Annotated in this window: 22 protein-coding genes; 16 read left to right on the plus strand and 6 right to left on the minus strand. The window is 45.9% G+C overall.

Annotated features, from left to right (window positions below):
* Window positions 1-37: 37 nt before the first annotated feature.
* A complete protein-coding gene (locus ACVC7T_RS00355) occupies window positions 38-1,348 on the plus strand; it encodes a GntP family permease (RefSeq protein ID WP_447262249.1) in 1,311 nt (436 codons plus the stop codon).
* A gap of 107 nt (window positions 1,349-1,455) precedes the next feature.
* Here the strand turns inward: ACVC7T_RS00355 and ACVC7T_RS00360 are convergent, their stop codons facing one another.
* Window positions 1,456-2,607, minus strand: a complete 1,152-nt coding sequence (locus tag ACVC7T_RS00360) for a cobalamin-independent methionine synthase II family protein (protein WP_447262250.1) — start codon at window positions 2,605-2,607, stop codon at window positions 1,456-1,458.
* A gap of 200 nt (window positions 2,608-2,807) precedes the next feature.
* Here ACVC7T_RS00360 and ACVC7T_RS00365 point away from each other — a divergent pair, with 200 nt between their 5' ends.
* Window positions 2,808-3,974 (plus strand): MFS transporter, encoded by a 1,167-nt coding sequence (locus tag ACVC7T_RS00365; protein WP_447262251.1) that lies wholly within the window; start codon window positions 2,808-2,810, stop codon window positions 3,972-3,974.
* Window positions 3,975-4,060: 86 nt separating this feature from the next.
* On the opposite strand, the gene ACVC7T_RS00370 is transcribed toward ACVC7T_RS00365, so the two are convergent.
* Window positions 4,061-4,231 (minus strand): DUF3042 family protein, encoded by a 171-nt coding sequence (locus ACVC7T_RS00370; RefSeq protein ID WP_105122767.1) that lies wholly within the window; start codon window positions 4,229-4,231, stop codon window positions 4,061-4,063.
* 68 nt (window positions 4,232-4,299) lie between these two features.
* Between ACVC7T_RS00370 and miaA the strand changes: the two genes are divergently transcribed.
* The 14 genes from miaA (at window position 4,300) to ACVC7T_RS00440 (ending at window position 17,163) form a co-directional block, all read left to right on the plus strand.
* Window positions 4,300-5,184 carry a tRNA (adenosine(37)-N6)-dimethylallyltransferase MiaA gene (gene miaA / locus ACVC7T_RS00375; protein ID WP_447262252.1) on the plus strand — a complete coding sequence of 295 codons (885 nt, stop codon included), beginning with the start codon at window positions 4,300-4,302 and terminating at the stop codon, window positions 5,182-5,184.
* Window positions 5,177-6,427 carry a GTPase HflX gene (gene hflX / locus ACVC7T_RS00380; protein WP_447262253.1) on the plus strand — a complete coding sequence of 417 codons (1,251 nt, stop codon included), beginning with the start codon at window positions 5,177-5,179 and terminating at the stop codon, window positions 6,425-6,427. The genes miaA and hflX overlap by 8 nt, the downstream gene beginning before the upstream one ends.
* Window positions 6,411-7,049 carry a cystathionine beta-lyase gene (locus tag ACVC7T_RS00385; protein ID WP_105161189.1) on the plus strand — a complete coding sequence of 213 codons (639 nt, stop codon included), beginning with the start codon at window positions 6,411-6,413 and terminating at the stop codon, window positions 7,047-7,049. Before hflX ends, ACVC7T_RS00385 begins: the two co-directional genes overlap by 17 nt.
* A 109-nt stretch (window positions 7,050-7,158) precedes the next feature.
* Window positions 7,159-8,088, plus strand: coding sequence for a ribonuclease Z (rnz, locus tag ACVC7T_RS00390; protein ID WP_105161190.1), 930 nt, complete (start codon window positions 7,159-7,161; stop codon window positions 8,086-8,088).
* Window positions 8,085-8,840: an SDR family NAD(P)-dependent oxidoreductase gene (locus tag ACVC7T_RS00395; RefSeq protein ID WP_105161191.1), complete on the plus strand. Its 756-nt coding sequence runs from the start codon at window positions 8,085-8,087 to the stop codon at window positions 8,838-8,840. Before rnz ends, ACVC7T_RS00395 begins: the two co-directional genes overlap by 4 nt.
* Window positions 8,841-8,984: 144 nt before the next feature.
* Window positions 8,985-11,156, plus strand: a complete 2,172-nt coding sequence (locus ACVC7T_RS00400; protein ID WP_447262254.1) for a copper-translocating P-type ATPase — start codon at window positions 8,985-8,987, stop codon at window positions 11,154-11,156.
* Window positions 11,157-11,262: 106 nt separating this feature from the next.
* Window positions 11,263-11,637 carry a DUF4825 domain-containing protein gene (locus tag ACVC7T_RS00405; RefSeq protein ID WP_394733712.1) on the plus strand — a complete coding sequence of 125 codons (375 nt, stop codon included), beginning with the start codon at window positions 11,263-11,265 and terminating at the stop codon, window positions 11,635-11,637.
* A 129-nt stretch (window positions 11,638-11,766) separates the two neighbouring features.
* Entirely contained in the window at window positions 11,767-12,195 is a 429-nt protein-coding gene (locus tag ACVC7T_RS00410; protein ID WP_172079226.1) for a cupin domain-containing protein, read from the plus strand.
* The gene (locus ACVC7T_RS00415) at window positions 12,195-12,833 is read left to right on the plus strand and encodes an ABC transporter ATP-binding protein (RefSeq protein WP_394733711.1); all 639 of its coding nucleotides are present in this window, start codon (window positions 12,195-12,197) and stop codon (window positions 12,831-12,833) included. The genes ACVC7T_RS00410 and ACVC7T_RS00415 overlap by 1 nt, the downstream gene beginning before the upstream one ends.
* The gene (locus ACVC7T_RS00420; RefSeq protein ID WP_447262255.1) at window positions 12,830-13,594 is read left to right on the plus strand and encodes an ABC transporter permease; all 765 of its coding nucleotides are present in this window, start codon (window positions 12,830-12,832) and stop codon (window positions 13,592-13,594) included. The genes ACVC7T_RS00415 and ACVC7T_RS00420 overlap by 4 nt, the downstream gene beginning before the upstream one ends.
* A gap of 94 nt (window positions 13,595-13,688) precedes the next feature.
* Entirely contained in the window at window positions 13,689-15,089 is a 1,401-nt protein-coding gene (gene pepV / locus ACVC7T_RS00425) for a dipeptidase PepV (protein ID WP_447262256.1), read from the plus strand.
* Between the two features lie 43 nt (window positions 15,090-15,132).
* Complete coding sequence (locus ACVC7T_RS00430) at window positions 15,133-15,720, plus strand: uracil-DNA glycosylase family protein (RefSeq protein ID WP_447262257.1); 588 nt, start codon at window positions 15,133-15,135, stop codon at window positions 15,718-15,720.
* Window positions 15,721-15,780: 60 nt separating this feature from the next.
* On the plus strand, window positions 15,781-16,563 hold the full coding sequence (locus tag ACVC7T_RS00435; protein ID WP_172058882.1) for a TPM domain-containing protein: 783 nt from the start codon (window positions 15,781-15,783) through the stop codon (window positions 16,561-16,563).
* 18 nt (window positions 16,564-16,581) lie between these two features.
* On the plus strand, window positions 16,582-17,163 hold the full coding sequence (locus ACVC7T_RS00440; RefSeq protein WP_105110594.1) for a LemA family protein: 582 nt from the start codon (window positions 16,582-16,584) through the stop codon (window positions 17,161-17,163).
* A 33-nt stretch (window positions 17,164-17,196) separates the two neighbouring features.
* Here the strand turns inward: ACVC7T_RS00440 and ACVC7T_RS00445 are convergent, their stop codons facing one another.
* The 4 genes from ACVC7T_RS00445 to ACVC7T_RS00460 form a co-directional block, all read right to left on the minus strand.
* Window positions 17,197-18,264, minus strand: a complete 1,068-nt coding sequence (locus ACVC7T_RS00445; protein WP_447262258.1) for a hypothetical protein — start codon at window positions 18,262-18,264, stop codon at window positions 17,197-17,199.
* A 260-nt stretch (window positions 18,265-18,524) separates the two neighbouring features.
* Window positions 18,525-19,898, minus strand: coding sequence for a tRNA uridine-5-carboxymethylaminomethyl(34) synthesis GTPase MnmE (gene mnmE, locus ACVC7T_RS00450; RefSeq protein WP_447262259.1), 1,374 nt, complete (start codon window positions 19,896-19,898; stop codon window positions 18,525-18,527).
* 148 nt (window positions 19,899-20,046) lie between these two features.
* The gene (trhA, locus tag ACVC7T_RS00455) at window positions 20,047-20,700 is read right to left on the minus strand and encodes a PAQR family membrane homeostasis protein TrhA (protein WP_105160804.1); all 654 of its coding nucleotides are present in this window, start codon (window positions 20,698-20,700) and stop codon (window positions 20,047-20,049) included.
* A 2-nt stretch (window positions 20,701-20,702) separates the two neighbouring features.
* Window positions 20,703-21,164 (minus strand): DUF1836 domain-containing protein, encoded by a 462-nt coding sequence (locus ACVC7T_RS00460; RefSeq protein WP_125265623.1) that lies wholly within the window; start codon window positions 21,162-21,164, stop codon window positions 20,703-20,705.
* Window positions 21,165-21,230: the final 66 nt, after the last annotated feature.

Consider the following 21,230-nt stretch of genomic DNA (forward strand, 5'->3'; position numbering starts at 1 on the left):
CAGAGGGAGCAATCCCTCTTTTCATTAAAGGAGAACTATGACAATTTTAGGAGTAGTAGGGGTATTTTTGGCGATTGTGGCCATTATTTATTGGACCACAAAGAATCTAAACGTGATGGTTGCGGCCCCCTTGGCGAGCTTGATCGTGGCTTTGACCAATCAAATGCCTATTTTAGAGACCATGTTGGGCAAGGAGCAGTCTTATATGACTGGCCTGGCTGGTTTTTTAATAAATAACTTTGCTATTTTTATGCTGGGCTCCATACTGGCCAAGTATATGGAAGCAAGTGGTGCTACCCAGACCATTGCCAATAGTATTTTGCGAGTGGTTGGTAAGGAAAGTCCTTATAAGGTATTGCTGGCTATTGCCCTGATTGCCTCCTTGTTGACCTATGGAGGTGTCAGCCTTTTTGTGGTTATTTTCACCCTCTTGCCTCTGTCGAGACCGCTCTTTAAGGAGCTGAATATCAATTGGGAACTATTTCCAATTCCAGTTTTTTTAGGTGTCAGCACCCTGACCATGTCCAGTTTGCCAGGGACGCCGTCCATTCATAATGCGGTTCCAACCAAGGTTTTGGGGACGACTTTGACCGCCGCACCGCTCTTGATCCTGGTTTCAAGCTTAATTTTAGTCGTTTTTGGTTTGACCTATATGCGGTTTGCCTTGAAGAAAAGTATGGCGAGAAATGAGGGGTATACTGAGCGTGATGAGGAAATTGTGACTACAGATAACGCAAATCTTCCTAATCTAGTTTTGGCAAGCCTGCCCATGTTGAGCTTGGTTGCAACTATTTACATCTTTCAGAAAACGCCTTATATCTTGGTTGTGGGGCTAACGGTGGCCATACTGGTGTCAGGTCTTCTCTTCCGTAAGAATCTGGTCAATCAGCAAACTCTCTTAAATGAAGGGACAACGGCATCTGTTCTACCTGCATTTGCGACTTCTAGCACAGTGGCTTTCGGAACGGTCTTGGCCATGTCCTCAGGCTTCTTGCTTATCCAAGACTGGATTGGACAGATTTCTGGTTCGCCCCTGATTAGTCTTTCGGTGTCGACTGCCCTAATTGGTGGTATCATTGGCTCTTCGTCTGGTGCGGTAGGGATTGCTGCCAGCAATTTCTTACCTGCCTACCTTGATTCGGGTATCGATCCCCAGGTCTTGCACAGGGTGACGGTTATTGCCTCGGCGGTGCTGACAGTTGTTCCCCAATCGGGAGTTATGATTACCTTCCATAACCTGGCCAAATTGAGCATGAAGCGGGGCTTGAAACATTCCTTTATCGTTGTCAATGTCGGTCATCTGCTGGCCCTGATTGCGGTTTTGATTTTGGCACAATTACTTTATTAGATAGACAAACAACCCTGTAGCTTGAGTTTCAGGGTCGTTTTGTGAGTCAGGCGATTTTGAACATGAGAAAACCACCAGCAATGCTGATGGCTCCTTGATTTACTTCTTTATTCAGCCCAGAATTTGGCTGCAATGTCTTGACCTTGTTTGATTTTCGCCCATTGTTGTGGGATAGCAAGCTCATTGCCAGAGTCACATGATGCAAAACCGCACTGATGTGACAGGTAGAGGCGTTCTTTTGGAATGATTTTGCTGGCCTCTTCGAGGAGTTTGTAAACACGCTCTTCATCGTCGAGTTCAGAAGTCTTACTTGAAAGCAGACCCAGAACAATTTCGACATCCGAATCTTTCAAGCTTTCCAAAGCTTTCAAATCGCCGGCACGCTCATCATCCCATTCCAGGAAGAAACGGCTGTAACGCTGGTTTTTCAAGAATTTCTCAGCGATAGCCTCGTAAGTACCACCAGCTGCAGAGCGGCTTTCATAGTTACCACGGCAGTTGTGGGTCCAGACTGTCAAGCCAATTTCATGACCGTAGTCAGCAACGGCATTGTTGATAGCGATAAATTCATCTGCAAGAGCAGCCAAAGCTTCTGGGTCATCCTGTGGCAAGAATGGCACAGGATTTGATGGATCGAAGAGTTCCCAGAGACAGTCGTCAAATTGAACAATCTGACCACCAGCAGCCTTATACTGGTCCAAGAATTCCTTGTAGGCAGCAATGAGGCCTTCTTTCAAGTCTTCACGGGTCTTGTAGACTTGATCTGGTCCAACCTGACCGTTGAAAATAATCAATTCATTGAAGGCATGAGCTGGTCCATAGATAGTCTGCTTGGTTGTCGTGTCCCCAGCCAATTCCTGTACTTGCTTGTAAATATCGATGAAGTGGTGATTTTTAGAAGAAAGTGGAGCGGTAATGCGAAGACCGATGTCCTTACGAGTTTCATAAGGCTGGCCATCGTGGTCTTTAAATGGATAGCCGTGATCAGCAATGTAACGCTCGATACCCTCAAAGCCCCAGAGGAAGTCCAGGTGCCACATAGAGCGACCAAATTCGCCATCAGTCACGATGTCGAGACCATTTTCTTTTTGTTCCGCAACGATTTTCTCGATGAGTTCAGTTTCAGTCTCCTTGTAGCCGTCGAAGGCATCATAAAATGGGTACTTGATGTCATCACGCTCTTCGATTTGGCGCTTGTATTCTCCAAGGGCTGAAGGGCGGAGGAGGGAGCCAACTAGTAGGAATCTTGATTGTGTCATGTTATATTTTCTCGCTTTCGTTTGGTATGTTTGTATTCTAACGCAAATTTTCCCATTTGAAAAATAGTTATTTAATGTGAAATGATATAGCTTGAAACTATAACCAGAAATAAAACAGAATAACTTTCTATCATTTGTCAAGTATGGTATAATCATAAATGCTGAAATCCGAACGTTAGAGAAAGGACAACTATCACGATATGAAAAAACAATCGCTATTTATGGTAGCTGGCATTATTATGCTGGGTGTGGTTATGCGGGCTCCCTTTACAGCCCTGCCTGCCATTTTGACGGACATCGCAGCTGGCTTGGGGGTACAAGTCAGCTCGCTGGGGGTTCTGACCTCTATTCCGCTGATTATGTTTGCCCTCTGCTCATCCTTGGCACCGCGCTTGGCTGGCAAGCTAGGCTTGGAAAAGTTGATGGCGCTGGTGCTCTTCATCATGACTATTGGCTCAGGAATGCGGGCCAGCGGTCTAGTGGGCTTGTTTGCAGGAACCGTTTTGCTGGGCGGGACCATTGCCTTTATCAATGTCCTGCTGCCAAGTATTGTGACAGCCAATTTTCCTAAGAAAATCGGGCTTTATACCACTATTTATGTGACCCTGATGGGGGTGGCTGGAACTACGGCTTCTATGGCGGCAGTACCTGTGGTTACGGCGACTTCATGGCAGACCTTTATCTATCTGGTCACGGCCGTAATCTTTTTGGCCCTCTTGATTTGGCTGCCAAATGTCCGCCATAATCATCGTTTTGAAAGTAATCAGGAAAAGTCATCTGGTCAATCTCTTTGGAAAAATAAGGCTGCACTTGCCTTTCTGATTTTCGGCGGTCTCCAGTCGGTGCTCTTCTATACAGAGATTACCTGGCTCCCAACCATTGCTCAGTCCATTGGCTTTAGCAAGGCTGAGGCTGGTTTCATGTCCGGCATGTACAATCTCATGGGCATTCCCATGTCTATGGTGACACCGGCTATTCTTTCACGTCAGACCAAGGATGGGCGTAGGTGGATAATGTTAATCATCTCCGCTGTTTCTCTAGTAGGTCTCGCTCTCATGGCCTTAGCGCCTGTAAATATTGCCATTTGGACCGCCATTCATTTGATTTTGAGCTTTACCAATGGTGCATTGTTCCCTTATATGATGCTGGGCTTTACCCTGAAAACCAGCAACCCACAGGCGACTGCCCAATTATCCGGTATGGTGCAGACGGGCGGCTATCTGATTGCTGCCTTTGGTCCAGGTCTCCTGGGCTATAGTTTTCCAGTATTTGGGTCATGGTTACCGCTGATTTTGGCACTAGCAGTGGTGACCCTGGTCATGATGTGGACCATTGTCTTGATTGAGAAGGAAGAGATTATTTTGTAGGAAAATGCTGAAGTCAACAGTCCGTTTTGGGCTGTTTTTATGTTGCTGCCAAAAGAAAAAAGCTGGACGTTTCATCCAACTTTTCCTTAACGTGACACGCGACGGCGTGCTGCTTTTTTACGATTTTCTTCAATGAAGGCTTCTTTCTTTTCTTCTGGTTCGATAATTGTTTTATGAACGGTGAAGATAGCACCTGCTGCCACAGCAACGGTAGAAAGAACGCCTGTCAAGAAACCTTTGCCAAAACCTTTAGCCATAGTGAATTCTCCTTTACTTGTGTTATAATAGATTTTAGCGAAAAAACAAAAAATTTTCAAGGAAAAAGATGAAAACTAAGGTAATTGTGGTCTTGGGACCGACAGCGGTGGGAAAAACAGCGCTGGGAATTGAGCTGGCCAAGCGCTATAAGGGCGAAATTATCAGCGGAGACAGCCAACAGGTCTACCGCAAGCTGGATATTGGGACAGCCAAGGCCAGTCCAGAGGAGCAGGCGGCAGCAGTTCATCATTTGATTGATGTCCGGGATGTGACCGATGGTTATTCGGCTTATGAATTTGTAGCAGAAGCCAAGGCCCTGATTGCTGACATTAAAAGTCGTGGCAAGTTGCCTATTATCGTGGGTGGGACAGGGCTTTACATTCAGAGCTTGCTTGAAGGCTACCACCTGGGCGGTCAAGTTGACCAGGAGCAAGTTCTTGCTTATCGGGCAGAACTCGACTGCTTGTCTGACGAGGATTTGGAAACAATGGCAGAGCAGGCAGGTTTGATGGTCGAGGGAAACAGCCGACGGAGAATCATTCGTGGACTGGAATTGAAAAAATTTGGCAAAAACTTAGAAAATACAGAGTCAGAATATGAGCCTCTTTACATCTGCCTGACAGATGACAGACAGGTTCTTTACGACCGTATCAATCAGCGCGTGGATAAGATGATGGCGGCGGGCTTACTAGATGAAGTTAGCTGGCTCTACCAAGAACACCCAGAAGCTCAAGCAGCAATGGGAATTGGCTACAAGGAGTTTTTCCCTTATTTTGCAGGTGAGCGTTCGCTAGAAGAAGCAGTTGATAAGGTCAAGCAAAATAGCCGACGCTTTGCCAAACGCCAATTGACCTGGTTCAGAAATCGGATGCAGGTTCCCTTTTATTCAGTAGGTGAGCCAGATTACAAGTCGCAGATTTTCACTGCCGTGGAGGAATTTTTAAATGATTGAAACCCAGAAAGAACAAGAACGCGCCCTCCTAGTCGGAGTGGAACTACAGCAGACAGATAATTTTGACATGTCCATGGAGGAGTTGGCAAGCCTTGCTACGACGGCTGGCGCTCTGGTCAAGGGAGTCTACACTCAAAAACGAGAAAAATACGACAGCAAGACTTTTGTCGGCTCAGGGAAACTAGAAGAAATTGCCCAGATGGTCGAAGCTGATGAAATTGATACCGTCATTGTCAACAATCGACTGACCCCCCGCCAGAATGTCAATCTGGAAGAGATTTTAGGTGTCAAAGTCATCGACCGTATGCAGTTGATTTTGGATATTTTTGCCATGCGAGCACGGAGTCACGAAGGAAAACTGCAGGTTCACCTAGCCCAGCTCAAGTATATGTTGCCGCGGCTGGTTGGACAGGGGATTATGCTCAGCCGTCAGGCAGGGGGAATCGGCTCTCGTGGACCGGGTGAGAGCCAGTTGGAGCTCAACCGACGGAGCATCCGCAACCAGATTCACGACATTGAACGCCAACTCAAAACGGTGGAGAAAAACCGAGCGACTGTCCGTGAACGCCGCCTGCAATCAGGCGTCTTTAAGATTGGCTTGATTGGCTATACCAACGCTGGTAAATCCACTATCATGAATGCCATGACCGACAAGCGACAGTACGAGGCCGACGAACTCTTTGCCACACTTGATGCCACGACCAAGCAGATAAACTTGGCTGACAAGTTCAACGTGACCTTGACCGATACGGTTGGTTTCATTCAGGACCTGCCGACTGAGTTGATTTCTGCCTTCAAGTCCACCTTGGAAGAGTCCATGAACGTGGACCTCTTGCTCCATGTCATCGACGCCTCTGACCCCAATCACAGTGAGCAGGAACAGGTGGTCTTGGACATTCTAAAAGACCTGGATATGCTGGACATTCCACGTCTAGCTCTCTACAACAAGTTGGACAAGACCGATGACAGCTTTACCCCCAGTCAGTTCCCACATGTCATGCTGTCCGCTAAGGATGAAAATGCCAAAGGTCATATCCAGATGATGGTCTTGGCTAAGATTAAGACCATGTTTGAACGGTTTGAGGTCAGGGTGCCACTTGCTGAATCTTATAAATTGCATGATTTAGCAACTCTTGCCCTGATTGAACATCGGACCTACGAAGAGGATGTGGAAGTGGTATCAGGCTATATCGCTTCCAGCAATAAATGGAAGTTGGAAGAATTTTATGACGGATTATCTTGATTTGGCTGTCAAATATGGCGGTTTTACCAGTCTGGACAAGGTCTATCTGGCTGGAAAATTGGCAGGATTGACCGACCAGCAGAAATTGGATTTTATCACGCCACCGCCGTCGGTCATCAATGCCTATTTTGCGGAAATCTACCAGAAAAAAGGACCAGAAGAGGCGACGGACTACTATCTGACTTTATCTCAGCAGCTGAGCCTTTTTCCAAAAGAACCTAGCTTTGCGGAAGAAAAGCCCTTTGTCCGCTTGAATTTATCAGGCAAGGCTTTCGGTTTTGCCTATGTTGATGGGACTGGACTGGCGCAGGTCTTTGCCGATCAGGACGTTGAGGTTGCAGAGAATTTGCTGTTTGAGATTGCGCAAATTTTCCCTCACTATGTAGTCTTTGAGCAAGCAGGCAAGGTGTGGATGAAAGGCAATGATTTTGATGAGACTATCTTGGTGGCAGAAGAGACAGAATTTCTTCTGACGGATGTGGCTGTTAGTGACCAATTTGTCAAAATAAGTGGTCTCAATCAAGAAGAAGTCCTGCAAGCGGCAGAAAAGTATGACGGTCAACGGTATGTTGCTTGGTCGGGTCGCTCTGCCATTCTTTACTGTGTGACGGATTCTGTCTGATGAAAAGGTAAAGCCGATTTGCTGAACATTAGTTCTGCCTGCATTGGCTTGTCCTGCTCCTCAAACAGACTGCACTCACACAACACTCTTAAAATTTAGAAAGATAACAATGTATATTCATTTTTTAGGTACGGGGGCGGGTCAACCCTCCAAGGCAAGAAACGTGTCCAGCTTGGCCTTGAAACTCTTGGACGAAATCAATGAGGTTTGGCTCTTTGATTGTGGCGAAGGAACGCAAAATCAAATCCTTGAAACAACCATTCGTCCGCGCAAAGTGGCTAAGATTTTCATTACTCACCTGCATGGCGATCATATTTTTGGTTTGCCCGGGTTCTTGTCCAGCCGTTCTTTCCAGTCTAGTGAGGAGCAGACGGATATTGAAATTTATGGTCCGACGGGCATTCGTTCCTTTGTCTTGGCCAGTCTGAAAGTGTCAGGTTCCCGCTTGCCTTACCGCATTCATTTTCATGAGTTTGACGTAGAGACAGTTGGCAAGGTTCTTGAGACGGACAAATTTACGGTATTCGCAGACAAGCTGGATCACACGGTGCCATGTGTCGGCTACCGCGTCATGCAAAAAGATTTGGAGGGAACGCTGGATGCGGATGCTCTCCGTGCTGCCGGTGTACCCTTTGGTCCCCTCTTTGGAAAAATCAAAAATGGCGAGAATATTACCCTAGAGGACGGTCGTGAAATCATTGCCAGTGATTATCTATCGCCACCACGTCCGGGTAAGGTTGTGACAATCTTGGGAGACACACGCAAATGCCATACCAGTGTGCGACTTGCGGTCAATGCGGATGTCTTGGTCCATGAGGCGACCTATGGTAAGGGCGATGAAAAGATGGCGCGTCGGCATGGACATTCAACCAATATGGAGGCGGCAGAAGTGGCGCGTGAGGCGGGAGCCAAGCGACTTTTGCTCAATCATATCAGTCCGCGTTTCTTGGCCAAGGATGTTAGTCAGCTACGACGCGATGCTAAGACCATTTTTGAAGAAGTTCATGTGGTCAAGGACTTGGAGGAAATTGAACTATGAGAACCATTTTGATAACAGGCGCATCAGGTGGTTTGGTGCAGGAAATGGTTCCCCTCTTGGCAGATGATTTTCTGATTCTGCTGGGTCGCGACGTGGACAAAATCGAACAACTCTACGCCTATCATGAGAAAAAGGCTGTGTTTGATGTGGATATTCGTGACGAGGCGATTCTGACAGCTTTCTTTGAGGAGCTAGATAGCCAGTATGGGCAGATTGATATTCTGGTTAATAATGCTGGCTATGCGATTTACGATGATTTTGAGAATTTCTCCAGCCGGCAGGTGCAAGCTATGTTTGACATCAATACCTTTGCCCTGATGACCTTATGTCGTTTGGCAGGTAAGCGGATGAAGGCCAGACGGAGTGGGCAGATTATCAATATCATTTCCATGTCAGGTTTGATCGCTTCAGCCAAGTCCTCTGTTTATTCGGCGACCAAGTTTGCGGCCATGGGCTTTTCCAATACCATTCGTTTGGAGTTGGCTCCCTACGGTGTCACAGTTACTACGGTCAACCCAGGGCCTATTGCGACCAGCTTTTTCGACCAAGCAGATCCAGACGGAAGCTATCAAGAGAGCGTCAAGGCTTTCTTACTACAGCCAGATTATGTTGCCAAGAAGATTGTTTCAGCCATGGGAACCAAGAAACGTGAGGTCAACCTGCCTTTGTCACTAGCTCTCGCTCATAAACTTTATACCCTTTTTCCATGCCTGTCGGATTACTTAGCTAGTACCGTTTTTAATTTGAAATGAGCAGATTTTGATAAACTGTATAACCTAGTTGGGTTCACTCCCATTCTAGGTTTTTTTGATCCAATCGGTTGACATTTTTTGACTACAAGTGTAAACTATAATTGTAAAACGATTACAAATGTAGACAGAAATAGGAGTTATCTTATGAACCATTCAAAAGAAAATAAGCAGGAACACCAACATATGATGCATTCTGAGGAAGTTGGTCAGACCAGCCATCATTCTCATCAGCAGGAGCATCCTCATGAAGAGGGGGTTCACGCCAATCATCATTCTGACCATCACGACCATCATCATGTAGGGGGCTCTGACGTCAGTCATCATTCTCATCATACTCATGATGCTCATCAGCATCACCAAGGGCATGACCATGACATGATGGAGCATGGTGGGCACATGATGCACATGGGGGATATGAATACAAAACTCAAAGTCGCAGTGGCAGTCATGATTCCCCTACTTGCCATTTCTCCAATTGCAGGTTTCACTCTTTTACGTTTTCCGGGTATTGAACTTGTCCAGCTGATATTAGGTTCTATTATCTTCTTCTACTCAGGAACACCTTTCTTTAACGGAGCTAGAGGGGAGTTGCAAGCTAAAAAACCTGCAATGATGACCCTGATTTCCATGGGGATTATTGTTTCCTATCTTTACTCCGTTTATGCAACAATTTTAGCGCTATTGGGACAAGAAAGCATGAACTTTTGGTTTGAGTTGTCTACGCTGATTGTCATTATGCTGATTGGGCATATCATTGAGATGAAGGCAGTTATGGGAGCAGGCGATGCCCTGAAAGACTTGGCCACTCTCATTCCGAAAAAAGCCCATCTCAAGGATGGGACAGATGTTGCGGTAGAGGACTTGCAGATTGGGGATTTCCTCTTAGTCAAGGAAAATGAAAAAATTCCGGCCGATGGTAAGATTTTGAGTGTTGCTCATATTGATGAATCCATGATTACTGGGGAATCTCGAGCTGTCAAAAAAGAGGCGGGAGATAGGGTATTCGGTGGTTCGCTCAATCAAAACATGCCCTTTGAAATGGAAGTGACCAGTCTTGGTAGGGACAGCTTTTTGGCGCAGGTGACCGAAATGGTCCGTCAAGCGCAAAATCAGAAATCCAAGCTTGAAAATATGGCTGACCGCGTAGCCTCTTGGCTCTTCTATGCAGCTTTAATTGTGGGGATTTTGGCCTTTATTTATTGGACCATGACGGCTAATCTTGCCTTTGCCTTGATGATGGCAGTTTCTGTTTTTGTCATTGCCTGTCCGCATGCCCTTGGTCTAGCCATTCCCCTTGTTGTGGCGCGATTGACCACGATTTCTTCAAAAAATGGTCTTTTGGTTCAGAACCGAACAGCTCTTGAACAGGTTAACCAGATTCGGTTTGCCTTGATGGATAAGACCGGAACCTTGACCGACGGAAAATTTCAAGTTCGCCACAGTCAAGACTTGGTTCAGGGAGCAGATACGCTGGCCAAAATGGCAGCGTTAGAAGTTCTTTCAACCCACCCAATTGCCCTTTCGATTGTGGAGGCGGCAGGTCCACTTTTCTATCAAGCAGAACGGGTTGAGAATATCCCTGGTAGTGGGATTCGAGGCGTCTTGGATGGAAGGATTTATGAAATTATTTCCTACAAAGGTGTGCAGGAAATAGGTTTGTCAGTGGATCAGGACGTGATTGCACCTTATCTTGATTTGGGCCTTACTTTGAGTTTTTTGGTGGCTGATCGTGTAGTCTTGGGATTTGTAGCCTTGGGAGACCAGATAAAAGAAGATGCTAAAGATTTTGTAGAAGGCTTGAAAGCGCAGGGCATTAGTCCTGTGATGTTGACGGGAGATAACCCAGCTACTGCACAAAAAGTGGCCAGTCAGTTGGGCATAGAAGATTACCGAGCTGAACTTAAACCAGAGGATAAGGCGAAGCTGGTCAAGGACTATCAGGCGCGTGGGGCAGTTCTTTTCATCGGAGATGGGGTCAATGATTCGCCTGCTCTAGCGACGGCAGATTTAGGCTTTGCCATTGGCGCAGGAACTTCTGTTGCCATCCACTCTGCAGATGTAGTCTTGGTTCAATCCAATCCATCAGCGGTCTTGGATATGTTGAGCATTGCCAAGACAACCATCCGCAAAATGAGGCAAAATCTCTGGTTTGGGGCAGGTTACAACATCATCGCCATTCCTTTAGCTGCTGGAATCCTTTATCCAAGCATGGGTATTATGGTGGATCCTTTATTGGCGGCCGTGCTCATGAGTCTATCAACGGTTATTGTCGCTATCAATGCTATGGGTTTACGTTACAAAGGTGACAGAGAGTAGCTTGATACAGCCTGTTCTTAGTATACATTACATGAAGTCAATTTTCTTGACAGGCTTTGTGTAAGGGTTTACAATTTAAAGTATATAAGCTTCAGGAGGAAAAGTCATGCGAAAATATTTATTTCTTGTTTCCTGTTTGTTCCTCGTCTTTTTAGCAGCCTGTCAGGCAGAAAAAAGCCAAGAGGTGAATCTGGAACAGTACAAAACAGACTATGTTGGTGACAATAGCAAGGTCATTCAGTTAGCTGCTTTACAGGATTATCCTGAAGGTTATACTTATGACCATATCGAAATCCAATCAGACAAGGAACCCTATCAATTGACAGTATTTTTGAAGGTAGATAAAGCCTCTGACAAAGAGGCAGAGGAGCTCCAGTCAAACAGTCAGTCCCTATTTGACCTGATTGGCAATCTAGAGCAGGTGGCTTTTGTAGATGCGACCAGCCAAGAAGAAATTGCTCATTTTACTAGGAAAGATTGATCAGTTAAGCTGGTCAATTTTTTTATGAATTTTTTTCAATTTCTTTCTTGACAAGTTGCAGATGAAGTTCTATAATTATAACAATTCTAAATAAACTTTAGAATGATTAAAATTTGAGAGGTATATAAGATGACAACGAAAGATTTTGGTAAAGCACCATTTGTAACAAATATTGAAGACGCAACCTTGGAAAATACAAACTACCGGACAGCCCTTTGGACTGGGGAACTCTTGCAGGTGACCCTCATGTCGATTCCAGTTGGTGGGGATATTGGCGCGGAAGTGCATGCTGAAAATGATCAATTCTTGCGCGTGGAGCAAGGGAAGGGACGGGTTATCATGGGAACAGATGCGGACAACATTACCCTTGATACAGAAGTAGTTCCAGAATTTGCCATTTTAATTCCAAAAGATACCTACCACAATGTTATCAACATTGGCGATGAGGACTTGAAACTCTATTCTATCTATGGTCCTGCTCACCATGCGCATGGCACTATTCACGAGACTCAGGCTATTGCAATGGCTGCGGAAGAGGCAGAGGAGGCAGGTCACTAATGCCGATTTTTCAGCTAAATCAAGTCGGCTTAGTCCATGCGGACACGACCATTTTGGAGGATGTGACGCTCAGTATAGATGCTGGTCAGCGCCTGACCTTGGTTGGTCCGTCCGGGTCTGGTAAGAGTTCGATTTTAAAACTGCTGGCAGGGTTGACTTCTCCTAGTCAAGGACAAGTTCTCTACCAGTCTCAGGATTTGGCACAAATGGATATGCCTCTCTACCGCAGAGAGGTTTCCTATTGTTTCCAGCAGCCGGTTCTCTTTGGGCAAACGGTGCGGGATAACCTTGCCTTTCCCTTTAACATTCGTCAGCTGGATGTTGATGAAGAACGCGTGGTTCAAGCCCTTGCCAAGGTGGATTTACCAGCGACATTTTTAGACAAGAAAATCTCCGAATTGTCGGGCGGTGAAAAACAGCGCGTGGCCTTGGTCCGCAATCTTCTCTTTGAGCCCCAGGTGCTCTTACTGGACGAAGTGACGGCTGGATTAGACGCGACAAGCAAAGCCTTGGTGCATGACTTGATTGCCGATTACCACAAGGCAGGACACACCATTGTCGAAGTCACGCATGATGTGGAGGAAATAGCAGCAGCCAGCACCATTATCCAGGTAGAGAAGGGGAGAATTGTCCAATGAACCAAGTAAATGTAAGCAATCTTTCTCTGGCCTTGGTCTTTGGTCTGGTCTTGATTGCGCTTAGAATCAGCCAAAAGGAAAAACTGGGAATTACCAAAGACATTGTGATGGCTGTCTTGCGGACGGTGGTCCAACTCTTTCTGGTCGGCTATGTCTTGAAGTTTGTCTTTCAAGTATCTAATGGCTGGTTGAGCTTGGTCATGGTCCTAGTCATTCTCTACAATGCTAGTCGTCAGGCCAATAAGCGTAATCCTGTCGTCAACAAGTCCTTCTGGCATCCATTTTTTGCGCTTCTGATTTCCACTGGATTGACCTTGAGCATTTTGATTTGGTCGGGGGCTATTAAGTTCATTCCCTCGCAGGTCATTCCTATTTCTGGTATGCTAGCTAGCAATGCCATGTCGGCCATCGGTCTGTCCTATCGAGCCATGTACCGTCTCTTTACGGATAATCGCCAGCAGGTCTTGGAGAAATTGAGCTTGGGCGCGCCTGCCAAATTGGCTTCGCAGGACATTTTGCGCGAAAGTATCAGGACAGGAATGCAACCGACTATTGATTCAGCCAAGACGGTTGGTCTGGTCAGCCTGCCCGGCATGATGTCTGGTCTGATTTTTGCAGGTGTTGACCCTGTAGCTGCCATTCGTTACCAGATTATGGTCATGTTCATGCTCCTGTCGGCTACCAGTCTGGCCTCCGTTATCGCATCATACGCAGCCTACAAGTCTTATTTTACGGACAAGGTGCAATTGGAATTTGAATAAGAATAAACTGATCTTGAAAAAGGTCAGTTTTTTCTATATCTGCATGATAAATTATGATAAAATAGACTTACATTTACATTGCAAAGGAGACAGTATGACAATCAATTTTAGAGCAGAAGTAGACAAACGCAAGGATGAATTCATGACGGATTTATTCGACCTCTTGCGCATCAATTCAGAGCGCGACGATAGCCAAGCAGATGCCCAACACCCATTCGGACCGGGTCCTGTCCGTGCCTTGGATAAATTTCTAGAAATTGCTGAGCGTGACGGCTATCCGACCAAAAATGTTGACAATTATGCTGGACATTTTGAGTTCGGTGAAGGCGATGAGGTGCTTGGTATCTTCGGGCATTTGGATGTAGTTCCTGCTGGTAGTGGCTGGAATACAGACCCCTACGATCCACAAATCATCGATGGGAAGCTCTTTGCGCGCGGTTCGTCCGACGACAAGGGGCCGACTATGGCTTGCTACTACGGTTTGAAAATCATCAAAGAATTGGGCTTGCCAATCTCTAAGAAAGTCCGCTTCATCGTAGGTACCGACGAAGAGTCGGGCTGGGCGGACATGGATTATTACTTCGCAAACGTTGGTCTCCCTCTGCCAGATTTCGGATTTTCTCCTGATGCCGAATTCCCGATTATCAACGGTGAAAAGGGCAACATCACAGCTTATTTGCATTTTGCTGGGGAAAATAGCGGAGCTGCTCAGTTGCATAGCTTTACAGGCGGTCTTCGTGAGAACATGGTGCCTGAGTCCGCGACAGCAGTCATCTCTGGTCAGTTAGATAGTCTTGAGGATAAATTGGCAGCCTTCTCAGCAGAATACGGCGTGTCAGCTAGCGCGGATAATCTGTCTGACGGTCGTGTCCAAGTGACCGTCATCGGAAAATCAGCCCACGGTGCCCACCCAGAAAATGGGGTCAATGGGGCGACCTACTTGGCTAAATTCCTCAACCAGTTTGCCTTTGAAGGTGCAGCCAAGGCTTATTTGGAACTTGCCGGAGAAACTCTATTTGAGGACCACGATGCGAAAAAATTAGGCGTAGCTATCTACGACCAGCAAATGGGTGCCCTGTCCATGAACGCTGGTGTCTTCAAGTTTGATGCAGGCGCAGCAGACAACACCATTGCCCTCAATTTCCGCTATCCAAAAAACACCAGTCCTGAAGTCATCAAGGCTGGCTTGGAGAAATTTGAGGTAGAAAGTGTCAGCCTGTCAGCCCACGGTCACACACCGCATTATTGCCCGATTGACGACCCAATGGTAGCCATTCTCCTGTCTGTTTATGAGAAACACACAGGACTGAAAGGTCACGAGCAAGTCATCGGTGGCGGAACCTTTGGTCGCCTGCTAGAGCGTGGCGTTGCCTATGGAGCCATGTTCCCAGGATACACAGATACCATGCACCAGGCCAATGAATTTGCGGATATAGAAGACCTCTATCGTGCCGCGGCAATTTACGCAGAGGCCATTTATGAGTTGATTAAATAAGAGATGGAAAGACGGGATTTCCGTCTTTTTTAGGAGACACAATATGCAGCTATTCTCCATTCGTCGGGCTATTATGTCTGACCCTGCCAATCAAGTTTTTACACGTCAAGGGATTGAACCGCTCTTTCAGGCGCCTGAGACTGCTCGCATTCTGATTATCGGGCAGGCGCCGGGTTTGAAAACACAAGAAAAAGGTCGACTTTTTGATGATGCTAGTGGCGATAATCTTCGGAATTGGTTGGGGGTAGACCGAGAAACCTTTTATGACTCAGGTCTGTTTGCTATTCTTCCTATGGATTTTTATTATCCTGGTAAGGGTAAGACAGGTGACTTGCCACCGCGCAAGGACTTCGCTGACAAGTGGCATCCGCTCATCTTGCAACATTTGCCTCATATTGATCTGACGCTTTTAATTGGGAGCTATGCTCAGGAAGCTATTTTTGGGAAATCCCAGAGGAACTTGACCGAAAGGGTCCGACATTTTGAGGATTATTTGCCCAGTTATTTTCCTCTGCCCCATCCTTCTCCTAGAAATAATATCTGGAAGGCCAAGCATCCCTGGTTCAAGGAACGTGTCTTACCCAGATTGCAGAGGGACATAAAAAATATTGTTCAACAGTACACAATATGATATAATTGTATATAGAAAATAGATGATTTCTTGTCTTTTTGTGCCGAAGGAGGTGTTGAGATGAGAAAGTATGTGGTATGGCTAGGCGGAATCTTGGTCAGTCTACTAGTTTTGCTGGCCTTATTTCCGCCAATTGTTAGAGCGGACCAGTTGCCAGATCGGCCGCTGGATACGACGGTAGTAGACCAACAAGGCTACCTATCAGCTGATACGATCGCCAGTATTGACCAAAAGAATCAAGAATGGGAGCGTACCGGTCAAAAATTGCAGGTGGGGGTCTATGTGACGGACCATCTGAATGATGACTTAGAAAGTTTTTCCAATGAGCTCTTTCGTCACTGGCAGGTGGGATTTTCTGGGACGGATAACGGGATTTTGCTGGTCATTGCCATAGATGACAGGCAGTTTCGGATAGAGACCTCGGACAATGCAGCCACCGTCATCAGGGATATAGAGGCCAAAGATATTTTAGATTCCTCCAGGGAGTTTTTCCGCCAGGAGGACTATGATGCTGGTGTCACCTACATTGTCAATTCCATCGGCGACCGCTTTTACGGGACAGACCTGGGAGCCCAGCAGCTGGCTAGCTTAGAAAGTCAAGAAACTTATAGTGACGATGATGTCGGTTCATTTTTCTTCCTCATTATTGTTCTGGTTATTATTTTTATCATTATTGATAAGTCCAGTCGTGGTGGCCGCGGAGGTGGTCCAGGTAGCCTACTTTGGATGTGGGTCGACGATTATCATTACCATCATTCTGACCATTCCTCATCTAGCTTTGGCGGCGGAGGTGGCTGGTCCGGTGGTGGAGGCGGCGGAGGCGGCGCCTCATCTGGTTGGTAGAAAAAGAAAGGAAATAGTATGAATAAAAAATGGTTAACCTTCCTCATCCCCCTAGTCGCTTTGCTATTTTTGGGAATAGGAGTAATCGGTCAGTACAATGGTCTGGTGGACAGCCACGCCGAAGTGGAGAACGCCCAGGCCAATGTCCAGACCCAGCTCCAGCGACGTTATGATCTGATTCCCAACGTTGTATCGGCCGTCAAGGGGGCCATGGAGCATGAGAAAGATATTTTTACAGCTATCGCGGATGCGCGTGCCAAGATTGGTTCCAGCCAGCAAGGTTCCGCAGAGTACAATCAGGCTCAGACTCAGCTAGATTCAGCAGTTTCTCGCCTTTTGGTAGTGGCGGAAAATTATCCACAAATCACAGCCAACCAGCAGGTATCGGACTTAATTACCGAGCTTGAAGGCACAGAAAATCGGATTTTAGTGGCCCGCAAGGATTATAATACGGTGGCAACAGCCTACAATAAAAAAATCAGGAAGTTCCCGACCTCTATCTACGCCAATCTTTTTGGCTATGAGAAAGTAGACCTCTTCCAAGCGACTAACGATGCTGCAACAACAGTACCAAGCGTTGATTTACAAGATAAAGAATAGAAGTGAAAAGGAACTCGAGCGAGTTCCTTTTTCTTAGGGGGTAAGCCAGACACCAGCTACATATTCAGATGGCAGGTTTGTCTGCTTGAGAATTTCAGAATGTTTGAAATTATAAATGATGACTTGATTATCCTTTGTGAACAGTAATCGTTCTTGATCCAACAGTTGAATATGTTTGATTGGGCTGTCGCTATCAGATAAGTTAGGAAAGGCATGGTAGCTCTCTTCTTGAGTTTCTAAGTTATAGAGGGTGAAATGAGGATATTTGCTAATATAACTATCATGTTCAATCAATAGGAGATGCTTGTCTCCCAGATTGTGAATGGTAGAGGGATGCGGATGAGAGAGATGGATTTTCCCGATTTCTTTTGTTTTAGGATCGAAGGTCTGCACATCATAAGAGGTTTCCTGTTGCCCATTACCATGATAATAGGTCAAAATCGGGTGATAGACAAGACCATTTTTCAAGATGCCTTGGTGGACTTGATGACTAAGTGGTACCTCAATCTCGTCTACAATTTTCTCAGATTTCTTGTCAAAAATCAGATAGTAAGCACGGGTTTCTTCAGGTTTATCAATTACATACCTGTGACCGTACAGAACAAGCAAATCGCCAGAATCGGTCATGATGCTAGGCAGGGTAGAAAAATCTTCAGGCAGAGTAAGCTGTCCAGCCTCTTTGCCACTCGTATCAAACCAAGTCAGGTGCCTACCAGCCATATAGAGATGGTGCTCGTCGCTCCCTGCAATGTAATCATGAAACTTGGTGGCTTTCTGGGAAATCGTACCTGTTTCAAAATCCAGCGAAGTGACATTTTCTGCGTAGGATTTTGGGGCGCTGCTTGAGAGCATCAGATAACGATTTTGGAGCTTGTGGCTATTTCCTAGAGGGAAAACAATGCCTCCCATCTCTTGTCGATTCAAGAGCTTGAGGTCATTTCCTTCTAGTTGATAGGTCTCAATCTGATTAGGATAAATAATATACATTGAAGCTGAATCTTGGAGTTCAAACTTGGCATGACCAGAGGTTAATAGTTTCCAGCTGATGACACCTAGCACAAGGAGAAAAACGGTAGATAGCAGAATGATAATTTTTTTCATAGGAAGACCTCCTTTATGACATTATTATAACAAATATTTTGTAAAAAAAACAATCAAAACAAAAATGAAAAAGCAAGAATAAAAAAGAAAAATCCATGTAAATAATTTGCATTACATGAATAGGGATTACTTGCTTATTTGCCTGAATAAATGCCACTAGACTGCTGTTTAGTCAAGCATTTTTCTAGGATGAGCGTTGTGAAAGTGCCATGGAAGCCTTGCAGCTCTTCAGTAAGCACGATCTCCACACCTAAATTTCCTTACTTTCCAAGACAGAATTGGCTAAAGAGCTGGGTGATGAGTTCGTCTGGAGCGGCATCACCTGTGATTTCTCCCAATATCTGCCAACAGCGGGTCAAGTCAACCTGTAGCAGATCAACAGGCATGCCCATTTCCAGTCCGTCATTGACAGCTTGCAGGCTTTGGACGGCTTGTTCAATCAGGGAAATGTGGCGAGAATTGGAGAGGTAGGTGGCATCTTGCTCTACCAGACCAGCATTTTCAAAGAAGAGCTGGTTGATTTTTTCTTCGATTTGGTCGATGTTCTGGTTTTCCAAGACGGAGATACGGATGACATCATCAGGTATCTGGTCAGCCTCAATCTTTTCTTCCAGGTCTGTCTTGTTGAGCAGGATGATGCGGTTGGCATTTTCTGATACAGCAAGCAGAGTTATATCTTGCTCGGTCAGGGGCTCAGATGCGTTGAGGACAAGCAGGACCAGGTCGGCCTCCTCAAGGGCTTTTTTGGACCGTTCCACACCGATTTTTTCAACGATGTCATCCGTTTCACGGATACCAGCAGTATCAATCAGCTTGAGGGGAACGCCTTTGATGTTAACATATTCCTCGATGATGTCACGAGTGGTACCCTCAATGTCGGTTACGATGGCTTTTTCCTCGCGGAGGAGGTTATTGAGTAGGCTGGATTTGCCGACATTTGGTCGGCCGATGATAGCTGTCGCAATTCCTTCTCGCAAAATCTTACCTCTGCGAGCAGTGGCTAGGAGATTTTCCAGCAAGGCCTGGAATTGGAGAGTCTTTTCACGGACTAACTCGGTGGTTGCCTCCTCGACATCGTCATACTCAGGATAATCGATGTTGACCTCGACCTGGGCTAGAGTTGTCAGGATTTCCTGGCGGGTGTCATTGATGAGCTGCGATAGGGAGCCGTCCAGCTGACGGACAGCATTGTGCATGGCCTTGTCGGTCTTGGCCCGAATCACGTCCATGACTGCCTCGGCCTGGGTCAAGTCCACTCGACCATTGAGAAAGGCCCGCTTGGTAAATTCACCCGGCTCAGCCATCCGAGCACCTTGGCGAATCAGGAGCTGGAGAATTTCGTTGGTAACGGCGATGCCTCCGTGGGTATTAATCTCGATGACATCTTCGCGCGTGAAGGTCTTTGGGGAACGCATGGCCCCAATCATGACCTCATCAAGCACTTGCCCCGTCGCAGGGTCAATAATGTGGCCGTAGTTGAGGCTGTGGCTGGGAACAGTCGCCAAATCCTTGCCCTTGAAAACCTTGCTGGCAATGGCAAAAGCTTCGGTTCCTGATAGGCGGACAATGCCGATAGCGCCCTCACCCAAGGGAGTCGATATGGCAGTAATGGTGTCAAATTCTTTGGTAATCATAATTTTTACTTTCTAAGAAACTGTATTCACAAGTAAGGTGAACTTATATAAAAGTGCCAAGCTCTGAATGCAGCTTCTAACATTTCCTATGTATCAGTTTATCATGGAAAGCAAAAAATCGCATGAAATTGGAACGTCTATCGGATTTCTAGTATAACATAAAATAGACAATGGCGATATACTGCAGGGCTGAGGCTAGGAGAATAAACAAGTGCCAAATCATGTGAAAATAGGGTCGTTTCTTGGCATAAAAGAGAGCACCGATTGAATAAGACAATCCCCCTGCCAACATGAGGAGCCCGAAAGTCAGATTGGTCTGTTGGAAAATGACCGGCAGGATAAAAATGATGAGCCAGCCCATAATCAGATAGAGTGCCAAACTAAATTTTTCATTGATTTCTTTGGCAAATATTTTGTAGAGAATGCCGAAAATCGTAATGCCCCACTGTAAGCTGATAATCAGATAGCCCAACCAACCACCGACTAAGGAGAGAGCAACAGGTGTATAGCTGCCCGCAATGGCGATGTAAATCATACTATGGTCAATCATCCGCAAAACATACTTATGGACCGAAGTATAGGGCATGGAATGATAGATAGAAGAAGAGAGGAACATCAGGAACAGACTGCTGACAAAAATGGACATTCCAACCACAGCAGTGATATTGTAATCCTTAAAGGCATGCACAGCGGTAATGGGCAGTAGAGCCAGCATCAGAAGGGCACCAATAGCATGCGTGACGCTGTTAGCGACTTCTTCGCCGAATGTTAGGGGAATACTGAGTTTCATTTTGTAATCCATGACTAGCCTCTTTCTAATTCTAAAGCCAGCTGATGCGTCTTGCGGTAGAGTTTCAAGGTCTGGCAAGCATAACGAATGATTTCAGGAGCTGTCTCCATCTCATTTTCATTCATACAATCCACAAAATAATTGTAGAGCCTATCTGAAGAGTAGTGGGACTGTAAGATATTCAGGGTCTGGCTGATTTCTTGGATGGAAAATACATTCTTCAAACAAGTCAGCGCAATCAGTCGAGCCAATTGGTGTTTCTGGTATTTCTTTTTGATAGGCTTTTCCAAATGCTTGTGTTTGACATAATTGTTCACCATAGATGCAGTCAGCCCCTTGTCCTCCTTAGACGGTGAAAACTGCGTAGCCTGATGGACATAGAGCAAGACCTGATCTAGATACAAATCAATCTCTGGCAAGTCTTCCCAATAGGGCAATTGATGATCGCTTTCGTTTTTGTTTAATCTAGTATACATAACTAGATTATATAATCATGAAAATAATTTGTCAATTGAAAAGATAAAAATTCCTCCAGAACCATC

The sequence above is a fragment of the Streptococcus sp. P25B114 genome, assembly GCF_053010325.1.

Coding starts and splice junctions, on each gene's coding strand:
- ACVC7T_RS00355 (WP_447262249.1), top strand. CDS start 38: ATGACAATTTTAGGAGTAGTAGGGGTATTTTTGGCGATTGTGGCCATT.
- ACVC7T_RS00360 (WP_447262250.1), bottom strand. CDS start 2,607: ATGACACAATCAAGATTCCTACTAGTTGGCTCCCTCCTCCGCCCTTCA.
- ACVC7T_RS00365 (WP_447262251.1), top strand. CDS start 2,808: ATGAAAAAACAATCGCTATTTATGGTAGCTGGCATTATTATGCTGGGT.
- ACVC7T_RS00370 (WP_105122767.1), bottom strand. CDS start 4,231: ATGGCTAAAGGTTTTGGCAAAGGTTTCTTGACAGGCGTTCTTTCTACC.
- miaA (WP_447262252.1), top strand. CDS start 4,300: ATGAAAACTAAGGTAATTGTGGTCTTGGGACCGACAGCGGTGGGAAAA.
- hflX (WP_447262253.1), top strand. CDS start 5,177: ATGATTGAAACCCAGAAAGAACAAGAACGCGCCCTCCTAGTCGGAGTG.
- ACVC7T_RS00385 (WP_105161189.1), top strand. CDS start 6,411: ATGACGGATTATCTTGATTTGGCTGTCAAATATGGCGGTTTTACCAGT.
- rnz (WP_105161190.1), top strand. CDS start 7,159: ATGTATATTCATTTTTTAGGTACGGGGGCGGGTCAACCCTCCAAGGCA.
- ACVC7T_RS00395 (WP_105161191.1), top strand. CDS start 8,085: ATGAGAACCATTTTGATAACAGGCGCATCAGGTGGTTTGGTGCAGGAA.
- ACVC7T_RS00400 (WP_447262254.1), top strand. CDS start 8,985: ATGAACCATTCAAAAGAAAATAAGCAGGAACACCAACATATGATGCAT.
- ACVC7T_RS00405 (WP_394733712.1), top strand. CDS start 11,263: ATGCGAAAATATTTATTTCTTGTTTCCTGTTTGTTCCTCGTCTTTTTA.
- ACVC7T_RS00410 (WP_172079226.1), top strand. CDS start 11,767: ATGACAACGAAAGATTTTGGTAAAGCACCATTTGTAACAAATATTGAA.
- ACVC7T_RS00415 (WP_394733711.1), top strand. CDS start 12,195: ATGCCGATTTTTCAGCTAAATCAAGTCGGCTTAGTCCATGCGGACACG.
- ACVC7T_RS00420 (WP_447262255.1), top strand. CDS start 12,830: ATGAACCAAGTAAATGTAAGCAATCTTTCTCTGGCCTTGGTCTTTGGT.
- pepV (WP_447262256.1), top strand. CDS start 13,689: ATGACAATCAATTTTAGAGCAGAAGTAGACAAACGCAAGGATGAATTC.
- ACVC7T_RS00430 (WP_447262257.1), top strand. CDS start 15,133: ATGCAGCTATTCTCCATTCGTCGGGCTATTATGTCTGACCCTGCCAAT.
- ACVC7T_RS00435 (WP_172058882.1), top strand. CDS start 15,781: ATGAGAAAGTATGTGGTATGGCTAGGCGGAATCTTGGTCAGTCTACTA.
- ACVC7T_RS00440 (WP_105110594.1), top strand. CDS start 16,582: ATGAATAAAAAATGGTTAACCTTCCTCATCCCCCTAGTCGCTTTGCTA.
- ACVC7T_RS00445 (WP_447262258.1), bottom strand. CDS start 18,264: ATGAAAAAAATTATCATTCTGCTATCTACCGTTTTTCTCCTTGTGCTA.
- mnmE (WP_447262259.1), bottom strand. CDS start 19,898: ATGATTACCAAAGAATTTGACACCATTACTGCCATATCGACTCCCTTG.
- trhA (WP_105160804.1), bottom strand. CDS start 20,700: ATGGATTACAAAATGAAACTCAGTATTCCCCTAACATTCGGCGAAGAA.
- ACVC7T_RS00460 (WP_125265623.1), bottom strand. CDS start 21,164: ATGTATACTAGATTAAACAAAAACGAAAGCGATCATCAATTGCCCTAT.